At 67.3% G+C, this 13419-nt stretch carries 10 protein-coding genes and 1 pseudogene; 3 read left to right on the top strand and 8 right to left on the bottom strand.

All coding sequences use genetic code 11. The features are described from left to right. Window position 1: 1 nt before the first annotated feature. Both ABFB10_RS22435 and ABFB10_RS22430 read right to left on the bottom strand, forming a co-directional pair. A complete protein-coding gene (locus ABFB10_RS22435) occupies window positions 2-877 on the bottom strand; it encodes a branched-chain amino acid ABC transporter permease (protein WP_347168432.1) in 876 nt (291 codons plus the stop codon). A 71-nt stretch (window positions 878-948) separates the two neighbouring features. After that, the gene (locus ABFB10_RS22430) at window positions 949-2193 is read right to left on the bottom strand and encodes an ABC transporter substrate-binding protein (RefSeq protein ID WP_347168431.1); all 1245 of its coding nucleotides are present in this window, start codon (window positions 2191-2193) and stop codon (window positions 949-951) included. Window positions 2194-2370: 177 nt separating this feature from the next. On the opposite strand from ABFB10_RS22430, the gene ABFB10_RS22425 reads away from it, so the two are divergent. Together ABFB10_RS22425 and ABFB10_RS22420 are read left to right on the top strand one after the other, a co-directional pair. Next, entirely contained in the window at window positions 2371-3111 is a 741-nt protein-coding gene (locus ABFB10_RS22425; RefSeq protein WP_347168430.1) for a GntR family transcriptional regulator, read from the top strand. After that, complete coding sequence (locus ABFB10_RS22420) at window positions 3108-3875, top strand: SDR family oxidoreductase (RefSeq protein ID WP_347168429.1); 768 nt, start codon at window positions 3108-3110, stop codon at window positions 3873-3875. The genes ABFB10_RS22425 and ABFB10_RS22420 overlap by 4 nt, the downstream gene beginning before the upstream one ends. Before the next feature lie 362 nt (window positions 3876-4237). On the opposite strand, the gene ABFB10_RS22415 is transcribed toward ABFB10_RS22420, so the two are convergent. From ABFB10_RS22415 to ABFB10_RS22390, 6 genes are all read right to left on the bottom strand, one after another. Beyond that, window positions 4238-5002 carry an SDR family NAD(P)-dependent oxidoreductase gene (locus ABFB10_RS22415; protein ID WP_347168428.1) on the bottom strand — a complete coding sequence of 255 codons (765 nt, stop codon included), beginning with the start codon at window positions 5000-5002 and terminating at the stop codon, window positions 4238-4240. A 230-nt stretch (window positions 5003-5232) separates the two neighbouring features. Further along, complete coding sequence (gene hisD / locus ABFB10_RS22410) at window positions 5233-6561, bottom strand: histidinol dehydrogenase (RefSeq protein ID WP_347168427.1); 1329 nt, start codon at window positions 6559-6561, stop codon at window positions 5233-5235. A 23-nt stretch (window positions 6562-6584) separates the two neighbouring features. Beyond that, window positions 6585-7346 (bottom strand): HpcH/HpaI aldolase family protein, encoded by a 762-nt coding sequence (locus ABFB10_RS22405; RefSeq protein ID WP_347168426.1) that lies wholly within the window; start codon window positions 7344-7346, stop codon window positions 6585-6587. A gap of 15 nt (window positions 7347-7361) precedes the next feature. Beyond that, window positions 7362-8948 carry a TRAP transporter permease gene (locus tag ABFB10_RS22400; protein WP_347168425.1) on the bottom strand — a complete coding sequence of 529 codons (1587 nt, stop codon included), beginning with the start codon at window positions 8946-8948 and terminating at the stop codon, window positions 7362-7364. Window positions 8949-9360: 412 nt separating this feature from the next. Beyond that, complete coding sequence (locus ABFB10_RS22395; protein ID WP_347168424.1) at window positions 9361-10329, bottom strand: TAXI family TRAP transporter solute-binding subunit; 969 nt, start codon at window positions 10327-10329, stop codon at window positions 9361-9363. A gap of 111 nt (window positions 10330-10440) precedes the next feature. Next, window positions 10441-11421, bottom strand: coding sequence for a LacI family DNA-binding transcriptional regulator (locus ABFB10_RS22390; RefSeq protein ID WP_347168423.1), 981 nt, complete (start codon window positions 11419-11421; stop codon window positions 10441-10443). A 346-nt stretch (window positions 11422-11767) separates the two neighbouring features. On the opposite strand from ABFB10_RS22390, the pseudogene ABFB10_RS22385 reads away from it, so the two are divergent. After that, a pseudogene (locus tag ABFB10_RS22385) lies at window positions 11768-13350 on the top strand (ABC transporter substrate-binding protein). Window positions 13351-13419 lie beyond the last annotated feature (69 nt).

Below are 13419 nucleotides of genomic sequence, written 5' to 3'. Positions count from 1 at the left end.
GTCACTCGAACCGGAGGATGCGTTCGCCCAGCAGCCCGCGCGGGCGCACCAGCAGGACCACGAACATCAGCAGGAAGATGGCGGCGGTCGACCATGTCGACCAGCCCACCGCCACGAAGAGGCCCTTGGTCAGGCCGACCAGCACGGCGGCAAGGATGACGCCCCAGAAGGACCCCAGCCCGCCGATCACCACCACGACAAAGGCCAGCACGATGATCTCGGCCCCCATGGCCGGGTGTACGGTGTGAATGGGCGACAGAAGCACGCCCGCCAGCCCCGCAAGGCCGATGGCGATGCCCGCGATGGCCGAAAGGTAGGGGCGCAGCGAGATGCCCGGGGAACCCACGATCTCGGGGTTCTGCACGCCCGCGCGCACGATCCGCCCGAAAGAGGTCTTGTTCAGCAGCACCCAGAGCGCGGCGACCGCCGTCACCGCCACGGCGATGAGGAAGAGGCGATAGCGCGAATAGATGAAGTCGCCCATGAAGACCTGACCGCGCAGGATGTCGGGCATGTTGTAGTTCTGCGGAGAGGCGCCGAAGATCCAGCGCAGCCCCTGCTCGATCACCATGGCAAGGCCGAAGGTCAGCAGCAGCGAATAGAGCGGGTCGATGCGGTAGAAGCGGGTAAACAGCGTCCGCTCGGTCAGCATCCCCAGCCCCGCCACGATCAGCGGCACCAGCACCAGCGCGCCGAAGAAGCCCACGTAGGGCGTGATGACGATCGCCAGATAGGCGCCGATGGCGAAGAAGGCCCCGTGCGCAAGGTTGATGATCCCGCCCAGCGAGAAGATCAGCGACAGTCCCAGCGCGATGAGCAGGTAATAGGTGCCGTCCAGCAACCCGTTCAGAACCTGCGCGATGAATAGCCCCAGCATGGCGGTGCGTCTCCCCCCATTTCGTTTCTTGGATAGGCGGGCAGGGCGCGCGAACGCCCCGCCCGGATGGTTCAGAGGGAACAGGTCCCGCCGGTGACGCTTTGCGCCAGCGTCTCAAGCGGCTCGTCGGATCCCGGCAGCGGGTCGGATGTGGTGAAGATGTCGTATTCGTTCTGCACCTCGTCCGCCGGAAGGGCGGTGATCGCGTAGATCTCCTGGATCAGCTGGTGATCCGAGGGGCGGAAATAGCCCTTGCGGTTCTTCATCAGGTCGAACTGGGCCTCTTCGCTTTCGAGGTAGTCGACAAGGGCATCGCCGCCCGCGTCGCCCGCCTCTGCCACGGCCCTGGCCATGATGAGACCGGCGTTGTAGTCGCCCCAGGCCTGGTTCTCCGGCGGCTTGCCGTAGGCCTCGGTGAAGGCCTGCACGAAGGCCTGGCTGGCGTCGTTCTGCACCAGGTGGTTCCAGACGTTCGGCCACGTCCCGCGGAAGTTCTGCGCGCCCGCAGCCCAGGCCGACACGGTGTCGAAGCCGAAGCCGCCAAGGGTGAAGTCCAGCCCGAACTCGCCGTATTGCTTGAAGAAGTTGGTGATCTGTGTGCCTGCGAGGTTCAGCGCCACCACGTCCGGCTGGGCCTGGCGGATCTTCAGCATGTAGGACGAGAAGTCGGTGGCATCGGTGGGCACAAGGTCTTCGCCCGCGATCTGGCCGCCGTTGGTATCGAGGAAGGCCTTGGCCGCCGCCAGCAGGTCATGCCCGAAGGCATAATCCGCCGTCATCATGTACCAGTTCTTGCCCTCGACCATGTCCTGCGTCTTGAAGTACTGGCCCTCGGCGTTGACATACATCGAGTTCTGCGTCTCGACGTGGAACATGTAGCGGTTGCAGTCCTGCCCGCGCAGGCTGTCAGAGTTGCCGCCGGTGTTGACGAAGACCTTGCCGTAGCGCGCCGCGACCTGGCTGATGGTCAGGCACGAGGCCGAGGAAATCTCGCCGATGATCATGTCGACCTGATCGCGCTCGAACATGCGCTCGGCCTTGGTCGAGGCGGTCTGCGGGTTGACGCTGTCCTCCATGATCAGCTCGACCTGACGGCCTCCGGCGCCGCCATTGGCGTTGATGTGGTCGACCGCCAGCTTGATGCCCATCTGGGCATATTCGCCAAGCGGCCCGAGGAAGCCGGTGGTCGGCGTCAGGTGGCCGATCTTCAGCGGCGCGCCCTGCGCGCGCAGGTAGGCCGGGGCCGCGACACCCAGCGCAAGGCCAGCCGCCCCCGCCCGCAGGAATCCCCTGCGGTTCGTCATGGTCGTTTTCATGGTATTCCTCCCTGGAACATGTGCCCGAGAACCACACCCGACCGGTCCCCTGACCTTTCCGGCTGACTTTCCTCCTCCGCCGGTGGATCAGGACTTGCAGTAGAGACCGATCTACTGTGATCTGAGATCACAGTTGCAGATTGGCCGTGAAGGTGTCAACAGACGTTAAGAAAGATCATGACCCAGCCGCTTGACCGCATAGAACCCGCCCGCCGACAAACCCTTTCGGAACAGGTGTTTGACACGCTGTCAGAGATGCTGTTGTCGGGCGCCCTCAGGCCCCGCGACCGGCTGTCCCTGCGCGATCTGTCGGAACGGCTGGAGGTTTCGATGATGCCCGTGCGCGAGGCGGTGAGTCGCCTTGCCGCCAGCGGTGCGCTGCAGGTTTCGCCCAAGCGCGCGGTCATGGTGCCCCTGATGACGGCAGAGGAATTCGCCGACCTGACCATGGTGCGCATGCTGAACGAAGGGCAGGCGGCGCGGCTGGCGGCGGAACGCGCGGGCAAGGCCGAGGTCGCGCAGATCGCCGCGCTGGCCGAGCGCTTCGAAGAGGTGCTGGACCAGGCCTATGGCAGCGCGGCGGCGGTGGCCGCCAACAAGGACCTGCATTTCGCCGTCTACCGCGCGGCGCGGTCGCCCGCGCTGATGGAGGTCATCGGCGTGCTCTGGCTGAAGGCCGGGCCGGTGATCAACTTCGACATCGGCGTCGACACCGGCGCCAGCGAAAGCGAAGACGCCGAGCGGTCTCGCAGCCACCATTCCCGCGCCCATCACCGCCTGCTCTGCAAGGCGCTGCGCGCCCGCGACGGCGACACCGCGGCCCGGGCCATCGCGGAAGACATCCGCGTCGCATCAGAGCTTATCCGCGCCCATGGCGGCGTCGAGACGGACGACAACCGGAGGAGGATCATCACATGAAACTGGAGCTGGAGGGCGCGCGGGTCATCGTCACCGCAGGCGCGCAGGGCATCGACCGCGCCATCGTAGAGGCCTATCTGGCCGAGGGTGCCCGCGTGGCGACCTGCGACATCGACGAGGAGGCGCTCGACACGCTGCCCGCCGAGGTCTTTCGCCAGCGCGCCGACATGGGTGACGCCGGTCAGATCGCGGGCTTCATGGCGGCGGCGCAGGCGCATCTGGGCGGGCTGGACATCCTCGTGAACAATGCGGGCATCGCCGGTCCGACCGCCCCGGTCGAGGAACTGGACCCGGCGGACTGGGATTCGACGCTGGCGATCTGCCTGACCGCGCAGTTCCACTGCGTGCGGCACGCGGTCCCGGCGCTGCGGGACAGCGCCAATGCCTCGATCGTCAACCTGTCCTCGCTGGCGGGGCGGCTGGGTTTTGCCATGCGCACCCCCTACGCGGCGGCGAAATGGGGCGTCATCGGCTTCACCAAGTCGCTGTCGATCGAGTTGGGCCGCGACGGCATCCGCTGCAACGCCATCCTGCCCGGCATCGTCGCGGGGGACCGCCAGCGCCGGGTGCTGGAGGCCAAGGCGCAGCGCCGGGGCCTGAGCTTCGAGCAGGTCGAGGCCGAGGCCTTTTCCTACACCTCGATCAAGGACTACGTGACGCCCGAGCAAATCGCCGACCAGATCCTGTTCCTGACCAGCCCGCGCGGGTGCACGATCTCGGGACAGGCCATATCGGTCTGCGGCGACGGCCAGATGCTGGCCTGAGGACCGCCCGCGCGGCCACGGGCCCGCGCTGCCCGTGATGCCGCGCCATGGGGGTCTTCCACGCGGGGGGCGGACTGTCGGGCTGGCGGCGCGCATCCGGCCACCGGTTCAAAGCAGGCCGAGCGCCAGCCCTGTTCGGATGGGGCTGGCAGGGGCAGAGAGCCGTCCGGTTTGCGGCGGTTTGGGGCGTTGGTCTGGCCCGGTTGCCCCTTGGGCTGCGCGATGTCGCATCGGGCGCAGGCCGGTACAACGCTTCAGACGGACAAAGAGCCGCCTTTGCAGGAGCGCGGTCAAACCTGCCAGCGGCCTGCAACGCATCGCGGACATGAAGGAAGACAACCGCGGCGCGCCCGGACGGGGGCTCAGTCGGCGGTCCAGCCGCCGTCGACCAGAAGCGAGGTGCCCGTCACCAGCGCCGAAGCCTCCGAGCACAGGTAGACGACGGCGCCCATGATGTCCTCGATCTCTCCGACCCGGCCCAGTTTGATCTTGTCCTCGATCCAGGCCCGGCGGGCGGGATCCTTCAGCGTCTGTTCTCCCAGTGGGGTGCGGATGAAGGTGGGGCACAGGGTGTTGATCCGCACGCCCGCCTTGGCCCATTCCAGCGCCATCGCCTTTACCATGCCTTCAATCGCGTGTTTCGAGGCGCAGTAGACGCCCCGGTCGATGCCGCCGACATGGCCCATCTGGCTGCTGACATGCAGGATCGCGCCGCGCTTTCCGGCGGCGATCATCTGCCGGGCGGCGGCGGTCGAAAGGAAATAGGCGGCGCGCAGGTTCACATGCATGACCGCGTCGAAATCCTCTGGCGTGGTGTCGAGCGCGGGGCCGTGGCGCGCCAGTCCGGCAGAGTTCACGACGATGTCCGGTGCCTCCATCGCCTCAAACGCGGCGCGGGTGGCCGTGACGTCGCCGATATCCAGCGCCAGTGTTTCGCAGGACAGGCCCTCGTCGGCCATGGCCTGCGCCAGATCGGCCAGCGGGGCGGGGCGGCGGGCCACGGCCACCACATGGGCGCCCGCCCGGGCCAGTGCGGTGGCCGCGCCAAGCCCGATGCCAGAGGTCGCGCCGGTCACCAGCGCGCGTTTGCCGTGAAGGGTGAAGGCCGGGGTGGCGGGCAGTTTCATGGGGTCGTCCTTGGTTGTGGGTGGGGGCGGCTGCATTCTTCACCCGGGCCGCGTGCACTGCGCGTCCTTGTTGCGGTTGCGGGATGGAGGCTCGAGATTTCGGAACCCCGTGCGGGACTGGGCAGGTATGTCCCGCCCGGCGGCAGGCCGGGCTGCGCCACCCTCGGGACGGCGCTGCCCTTTTCCTTTCGGGTCGACTCGATCAGTGCTCGGACCGTCAGCCCCTCACCTCATTCCGCCGCCTGCTTCGGCGCGGCGGCGCCGCCGTAGGGCAGGGCCACGCCCCCGTAGCGGCGCACGCGGATGTTGCATTGCTCGGCATGGCCCGCGAAGCCTTCGAGCAGGCAGAGGCGCGAGCCATAGGCGCCGATCTCGGCTGCCGCCTCGTCGGTGGTGATGCGCTGATAGCTGTGCGTCTTCAGGAACTTGCCGACCCAAAGTCCACCCGTGTAGCGCCCCGCCTTCTTGGTCGGTAGCGTGTGGTTGGTGCCGATCACCTTGTCGCCATTGGCCACGTTGGTTCGGGGCCCGAGGAAGAGCGCGCCGTAGCTGTGCATGTTGTCCAGATACCAGTCGTCGCGGTCGGTCATCACCTGCACATGTTCGGAGGCGATGTCATTGGCGACCGCCAGCATCTCGTCGTGGGTGTCGCAGAGGATGACCTCGCCGTAATCCTGCCACGACGCGCGGGCGGTGTCGGCGGTGGGCAGGATGGTCAGAAGGCGGTCGATCTCGGACAGCGTGCCCTCGGCCAGCCTGCGCGAGTTGGTGACCAGCACGGCGGGCGAGTTGTAGCCGTGTTCGGCCTGCCCCAGAAGGTCGGTGGCGCAAAGCTCTGCATCCACGGTGTCGTCGGCGATCACCATGGTCTCTGTCGGGCCGGCGAAGAGGTCGATGCCGACGCGCCCGTAAAGCTGGCGCTTGGCCTCTGCCACGAAGGCGTTGCCGGGGCCGACCAGCATGTGCACCGGCTCCATGCTTTCGGTCCCCAGCGCCATGGCGCCCACCGCCTGAATGCCGCCCAGAACCCAGATTTCGTCGGCGCCGCCAAAGTGCATGGCCGCGATCACCGCCGCGTTGGGCTGGCCCTTGAACGGCGGTGTGCAGGCGACGATGCGCGGCACGCCCGCGACCTTGGCCGTGGCCACCGACATATGCGCCGAGGCGACCATGGGGAACTTGCCGCCCGGCACGTAGCAGCCGACCGACTGGACCGGGATGGTCTTGTGGCCGAGGATCACGCCGGGCAGCGTCTCGACCTCGACGTCGGTCATCGAGGCGCGCTGCGCCTCGGCGAAGCGCACGACCTGCGCCTGCGCGAAACGGATGTCGGCAACCTCCTGCTCGGACAGCGTGGCGATCAGGGCGTCGATCTCACCCTGCGATAGGCGAAAGCTGGCGGGGCTGTAGCTGTCGAATTTCTCGGACAACGCGCGGACGGCGGCATCGCCGCGCGTCTCGATGTCGGCCAGGATGGCCTCGACCGTGGCGCGGGTCTGTGCGTCGTCCTGCTGGCGCGCGTCCTCGGGCTTGCCGCGCTTGAGATGGGTGATGGTCATGGGGTGTCCTCTCTGGCGAAGGGTCAGGCGGGGAAGGCGGAGCGGAAGGACTGCGTCAGCGCGCCCCCGCCGCCCTGCAACAGCGTGTGGTCCGAGCCGACCACGAAGAGCGAGCCACCGGCGGCGCGGTGCGCGTCCAGCGTCTCGGACGGGGCGCAGTAAAGCCCGGTGGCGCAGCCCTCGGCACCAAGGATGGTGCGGGTCATTTCGGCCACTTCGGGGGCGAAGAAGTCGTCCAGCCCGTGCGAGACGGCAAGATCTGCGCGCCCGATGAACAGCGCGTCGACGCCCTCGACCGCGGCAATGGCCCCGGCGTTCGTCACGCCCTCCGGGTCCTCGATCTGGCAGATCAGCGCGATCTCGTCGCGGGCGCGGCCAAGGTGTTCAGACAGCGACCGGCGCGCGTATTCCGCCGCCCGTGTGGTGCCGGCAAAGCCGCGCCCGCCGGGAACGTAGGCGAGCGATTTCGCCAGTGCCTGTGCCTGCGCGGGGGTTTCCACATGCGGCACCATCAGCCCGGCGGCGCCGGAATCGGCCATGCCGAGCACCCAGTCGGGTGTCGCCATGGGCACGCGCACCACCACCGGCAGGCCGATGGCGCGGCCCATCATCACCATGGCGTCGGCGCTGCCCCGGTCGAAGGGCGCGTGTTCCGCATCCACCACGACGAAGTCGAACCCGGCGCGGGCCATGACCTCGATCACGATGGGATGCGGGGTCTTGAGGAAGGCGCCGATCAGCGGCGCGCGGGCGGCCATGCGGGCCTTGAACTCTGCGTTGGTCATCGGGGGCGCTCCTTCTCAGGCGGGTTGCGTGTCGGCGGAGGGGGTGGGCAGGGCGACCCGGCGCGAGGCCATGACGAGCCCCGCAAAGATCACCGCCGCGCCCAGCGTGGCCAGCCATGGCGCCATCAGCGCCAGCCCGGCGGGCAGCGCCCAGAGCAGGCGAGAAACGCCGCTCCAGGGCAGTTTCGCGCCGCCCAGCAGATGCGCCGTGGCCAGCACGAAAACCGCACCCGACAGCACCGCGCGGGCGATGCCCTCGGCCCCGCCGCCGCCCAGCATCCCGGGATAGGCGATGAAGAGCATCGGCAGCACATAGGCGGTGGCGCCCAGCCGCAGGGTCTGGCCCGCGACCTTGATCCACGGCGCCTCTGCGATGGTGGCGGCCACGAAGACGCCAAGGCAGACCGGCGGCGTGATGACGGACAGCGCGGCGTAGTAGAGCACGAACATATGCACCACCAGCGGGTCGATGCCCTGCTGGATCAGCGCGGGGGCAAAGACCGCCGCGACCATGACGTAGGCCGCAGAGGTCGGCAGCCCCATGCCCGCGATCAGGCAGACCACGGCCATAAGCCCCGCGATCAGCCAAAGCTGCCCCTGACCGATAGCCAGCACGGCCGCCGTGACGGCGACACCGAAGCCCGTCAGGTTGATCATGGCGACGAAGACCTGCGCCCCGACCAGCAGGATGCCGACGATCACCACGCCCTTGCCGCCCGCCTCGAGCGCGCGGAGGATGATGGCGAAGACGGCGCGCGGGTCCTCTCCCTGACTGATGCGGGCGACGAGGACCGCGACCAGCATGGCGATCATGCCGTAGCAGGCGGTCAGTTCGACCGAGTTGCCGTTGACCACGCCGAAGGCCAGCCCGCCAAGCCCCGCCGCGATGGGCGCAAGCCGGGCAAGGCTCATGGCGCCGCGCCAGTCGGGCAGGCTGTCGTCGGTGACGGGGCTGAAGCCCTGACGGCGGGCGATCACATGCACGGTGCTGTAGACGCCGAGGTAGAAGAGCAGTGCCGGGACCACGGCGGCCAGCGCGATGGACCAGTAGTTCATCCCCACCAGTTCCGCCATGACGAAGGCGGCGGTGCCCATGATCGGCGGCGCCAGCTGTCCCCCGGTCGAGGCGATGGCCTCGACCGCGCCGGCATAGGCGGGCGGGTACTTCAGGCGCTTCATCAGCGGGATGGTGAAGTTGCCGGTGGTCGCCACATTGGCCACGGTCGAACCGTTGATGGCCCCGAAAAAGCCCGAGGCGAAGGTGGCGATCTTGGCCGCGCCGCCGGGGCGAGCGCCGCCCAGCCGGGCCGAGAGGTCGAAGAAGGTCTCTCCGGCGCCGGTGTGCAGCAGGATCGCGCCAAACAGCACGAAGGCCGCCAGCGTTGTCGAGGCGACGTTGACCAGCATCCCCCACAGACCCCGGTCCGAGAGGAAGATGATCTCGGTCAGGTAGGCGGAGTCGAAGCCGCGGTGCCCGAACTGGCCGGGGATCAGGTAGCCGAAGAAGGCATAGCCCACGGCGGCCAGCACGATCAGCGGGAAGACCCAGTTCGAGGTGCGCCGCGCCAGCTCCAACACGCAGAGCAGGGTGCCGAAGCCCATGGCCATGTCCCAGTGGCGTGGCCCATGGCAGTTCGGTCATGATGCTTTCGTAATGGCCGATGATGTAGCAGCCCGAGGTCGTGACGATTGCGACGATGGCAAGGTCGATCGCGATGCCGAGCGGGCGCAGGCGGGTTCCTTCGAAGAGGGGGTGCATCAGCACGGCCAGCGCGGCGATCGTCATGACGAAGAGCGCGCGCTGCACCAGCGACTCGAACGGCCCGCTGAAGGAGGTGTAGAAGACGAAGGCGCCAAGCAGGACGGCCAGCACGGCTATCGCCGTCTGCCGCAGGTTGGCGGGGGCAAGGAAGGGGGGCATTGCGACACCTTAGGGGAAAGAGGGGCCGCGCGGGCCCCGGGTTGCCTTGGCTTCGCGCCCGGCCCGGGGGATCCCGGACCGGGCAGGCCGCGTTCAGCGGAGGTTGTCCGGCACGGTCAGGCCGATTTCCTCGTAGTAGCGGATCGCGCCCGGGTGCAGCGGGCTGGTGGCGTATTGCAGCGTCAGCTCGGGCAGGTTCAGGCCCTTGACCGCCGGGAAGGCCGCCTCTTGCTGGGCCATGTTTTCCATCGCCGCCTTGGTGATGTCATAGGCGGTCTGCTCGTCGAGATCGGGGCGCGCCGAGACGCCGATCATGAAGCCCCAAGCGGTGTAGGGGCCGGAGTTCTCCATCTCGCCGCCGGGCATCTCGACGATCGACAGCTCGGGCAGTTCGGCGCGGATCCCGGCTTCTTGCGCGTCCGACAAGCCCAGCACCTGAAGCGGCGTGAAGGCGGCGATGTCGGTGGTCAGCGCGTCGAAGCTGGTGCCCACGGCGCTTTTGATGAAGCCTTCCGAGCGGTCGTCCTTGATCGCATTGGCCTGCTCGGCATTGGTGCCGCGCACCCAGTCGGGCGTGATCTGAAGCAGGTCGAAGACCTCCTGCGAGGTCGCTTCGGTCGAAGAGCCGCGCATCCCGGGGCCGAACTTCTGCCCGTCGAGGGCGGCGAGCTCGGTGATGCCGGAATCGCGGCGCACGACGACGTTCTGCGGGGCCAGGGAATAGGCCCAGAGCAGCTTCGATTCGACCGGGCGCCCGTCAAAGGACTTCACGCCGGAATAGGCCTGATAGAGCGTCGAGGTGGTGATCAGCCCGATATCCAGCTGGCCGCGCGCCATCCGCTTGAGGTTGTCGACGGTGGCGCCGGTTTCCACCACCGAGGCCTGATAGCTGTCGGGAAAGGCGCCGTTCACGATCTGCGCGAGCCCGGCGAAATAGGCGTAATGGGCGCTTTGCGAGTTGGTCGCGCCGAAGGCAAGGCGGGTCTCGGCCTGCGCGGGCAGGGTGGTGGCGATGGCGGACAGCGACAGGATCGCCGTCGCCGCGAGGCAACGGAATTTCATGATCTTCCTCCCTTGGATATCAACCGCCCGACGGATCGGGGGACTGGCGAAAGGGGAAGCATGAGTCGGGCGCGCGGTGCAAGAGTTTCCGATTATAGTGAAATTATTTCACTATCCGCTGTCACGCTCCATCATCTTTCCGGCCAGAATGCGAATGTCGCCCTCTGTCTCCGTCCTGTCCGAGGCCACGAGGATATCGACCGCCAGCCCCAGCATCCGGCGCAGCGGCTGGCGCACGGTGGTCAGGCGATAGGATTCCCATGCCGCCATGGGGATGTCGTCGAAGCCGATCACGGCGAGGTCGTCGGGCACCCGGATGCCGTCGATCCGGGCGGCGTCCAGCGTGGCGATGGCCATGATGTCATTGGCGCAGAAGACCGCGTCGGGCAGCGGGCGCAGGGCCAGCATCTCGCGCGCGGCGGCAAAGGCCTTGCGGTAGTCGAAGGCGCCGTCGAACTGCAATTCCATGCCGCGCCCGGCGTCCTCCAGCCTATCGCGGAACCCGCGCATCCGTTCCAGATGGGTCGAGGTGTCGCGCCGGCCACCCATGAAGGCGATGCGCTGCCGCCCGCCGTCAAGGAAGCGTTCCGCGATCCGCTGCGCGCCGCTATAGTTGTCGCAACACACTGCCATCATGCGATTATCCGACTGCACCCTGTTCAGCAGAACAGCCGGAAGCCCGTTCTTGCGGCAGGCCCGCGCAAGACCAGAGGTCATGGTGGAGCTGGTGAGGATGACACCCTCTGTCCGGTAGTCGAGCACCTGCCGGATGATCGCGTCGGCATCCTCGGCAGCGGGGACCACATGCACGATGGCCTTCAGCCCGCGCGCGGGCAGCAGCCGCGTCAATTCATCGACGGCGGCGGGGTAGAAGGGGTTCTGCATCTCGCTGACGACCATGGCGATGGTATCCGTGGCCTGCGCCGAAAGCACCCGGTCGACGGGGCTGATGTAGCCAAGATCGGACGCTGCGGCAAAGATCGCGCGGCGCTTGTCCTCGGTGATCGGCCCGGTTCCGCGAAAGGCGCGCGACACCGCCGACGGTGAAACTCCGGCGCGTTCGGCGACGTCCTTTGCGGTGACTTTGCTCATGCAACAGGTATAGGCAGAGTCTCATCCGGATGTGAAACATTTTCATCGCGACTGCTGTTGCGACCCGTGGTGCCCGGGCCCGGCGCGAGAGCGCGGGGATGCCGCGACGGTCCGGGGAAGAAGCGGCGCGTCGATGGTCGTGTCCGGGAGAAAGGCGAGGCCGAGGGTCCGTGCCGGGGCGTCCAGCGCGACGATGCGGATGGACCTCTGGCGCAGTCTGCCGCTTCCGGTTGGCGGCCCGGGCCACGGCGCGCCGTGGCGTCATGGCCGCTTGCTCTTGTCAAGGCTACCCAAAAAAACGAACACTTGCAGGCAGAGACGGAGAATGTCCGACAGGGAGACCACCATGAAAAAGACCTTTGCCCTTTCCATGATCGGGGCGCTGATGGCGACCACGGTGCCGCTGAGTGCCGAAACGCTTCGCTGGGCGCGCGCCGGGGACGCGCTGACGCTGGACCCGCATGCCCAGAACGAGGGCCCGACCCACACCATCCGCCACCAGATGTACGAGCCGCTGATCATCCGTGACGTGACCGGCGCCTTCGAGCCCGCGCTTGCCACCGACTGGGCGCCGAAGGAAGACGACCCGACCGTCTGGGTCTTCAATCTCCGCGAGGGCGTCAAATTCCACGACGGGGCGGATTTCACCGCCGAGGACGTGGTCTTCAGCTTCGAGCGCGCCATGCAGCCGAACTCGGACATGAAAGAGCTGATCAACTCGATCACCGAGGTGCGCGCGGTGGACGACTACACCGTCGAGATGGTCACCAACGGGCCGAACCCGATCCTGCCGGCGAACCTGACCAACCTCTTCATCATGGACAAGGGCTGGGCCGAGGCCAACGACACCGCCGAGGTGCAGGATTTCGAGGGCGGCGAGATCACCTATGCCACCACGAATACCAACGGCACCGGCCCCTACAAGCTGCAAAGCCGCGAGCCCGACGTGCGCACCGTCATGACCATCAACGAGGAATACTGGGGCCGCGACCAGTTCCCGATGGAGGTGACCGAAATCGTCTATACCCCGATCCAGAACCCCGCGACCCGCGTCGCCGCGATGCTGTCGGGTGAGATCGATTTCCTTCAGGACATGCCGGTGCAGGATCTCGAACGGGTCGAGAACGGCGATGGGCTGACCGTCAAGCAGGCGCCGCAGAACCGGGTGATCTTCTTTGGCCTGCACATGGGGCCCGAGGACATCGAGGGCGACAATGTCGAGGGCAAGAACCCGCTGGCGGATGTGCGCGTGCGCAAGGCCATGTCCATGGCGATCAACCGCGATGCGATCCAGCAGGTCGTGATGCGCGGCCAGTCGATCCCGGCGGGCATGATCGCGCCGCCCTTCGTCAACGGCTGGACCGCCGAGATGGACGCCGAAAGCGTGACCGACGTCGCGGGCGCCAAGGCACTGATGGAAGAGGCGGGCTACGCGGACGGTTTCTCGATCCGGCTGGACTGCCCGAACGACCGCTACATCAACGACGAGGCGATCTGTCAGGCCGCCGTCGGGATGCTGGGCCAGATCGGCGTCACCGTGAACCTCGACGCCAAGCCCAAGGCGCAGCACTTCCCGCTGATTTCGGACGGCGGAACCGATTTCTACATGCTGGGCTGGGGTGTGCCGACCTACGATTCTGAGTACATCTTCAACTTCCTCGTGCACCGTACCGTGAAAGCGACATCGGCACGTGGAACGCCACCGGCTACGACAACGACGATCTCGATGCCCGCATCAAGGCGCTGGCCTCGAACACCGATCTCGAAGCCCGCGACGCCGAGATCGCAGCGATCTGGCGGATCGTTCAGGACGAGGCGCTGTACATCCCGATCCACCACCAGGTGCTGAACTGGGGCATGTCCGAGAAGTTCGGGATCGAGGTCGACCCCGAGGATCAGCCCAAGGTGAAATACTTCACCGTGAACTGATCGCGCTTCCCCGCGCGTCTTGGTGGCGCGCGGGGATTCGTGTTCTACTCGACCGGTGAACGCCGCGCC

This window comes from Ponticoccus litoralis (assembly GCF_039769985.1).
Taxonomy (GTDB): Bacteria; Pseudomonadota; Alphaproteobacteria; order Rhodobacterales; family Rhodobacteraceae; genus Ponticoccus; species Ponticoccus litoralis.
The sequence above is the reverse complement of the archived record's forward strand: the minus strand, read 5'-3'. Positions and strand labels throughout refer to the sequence as shown.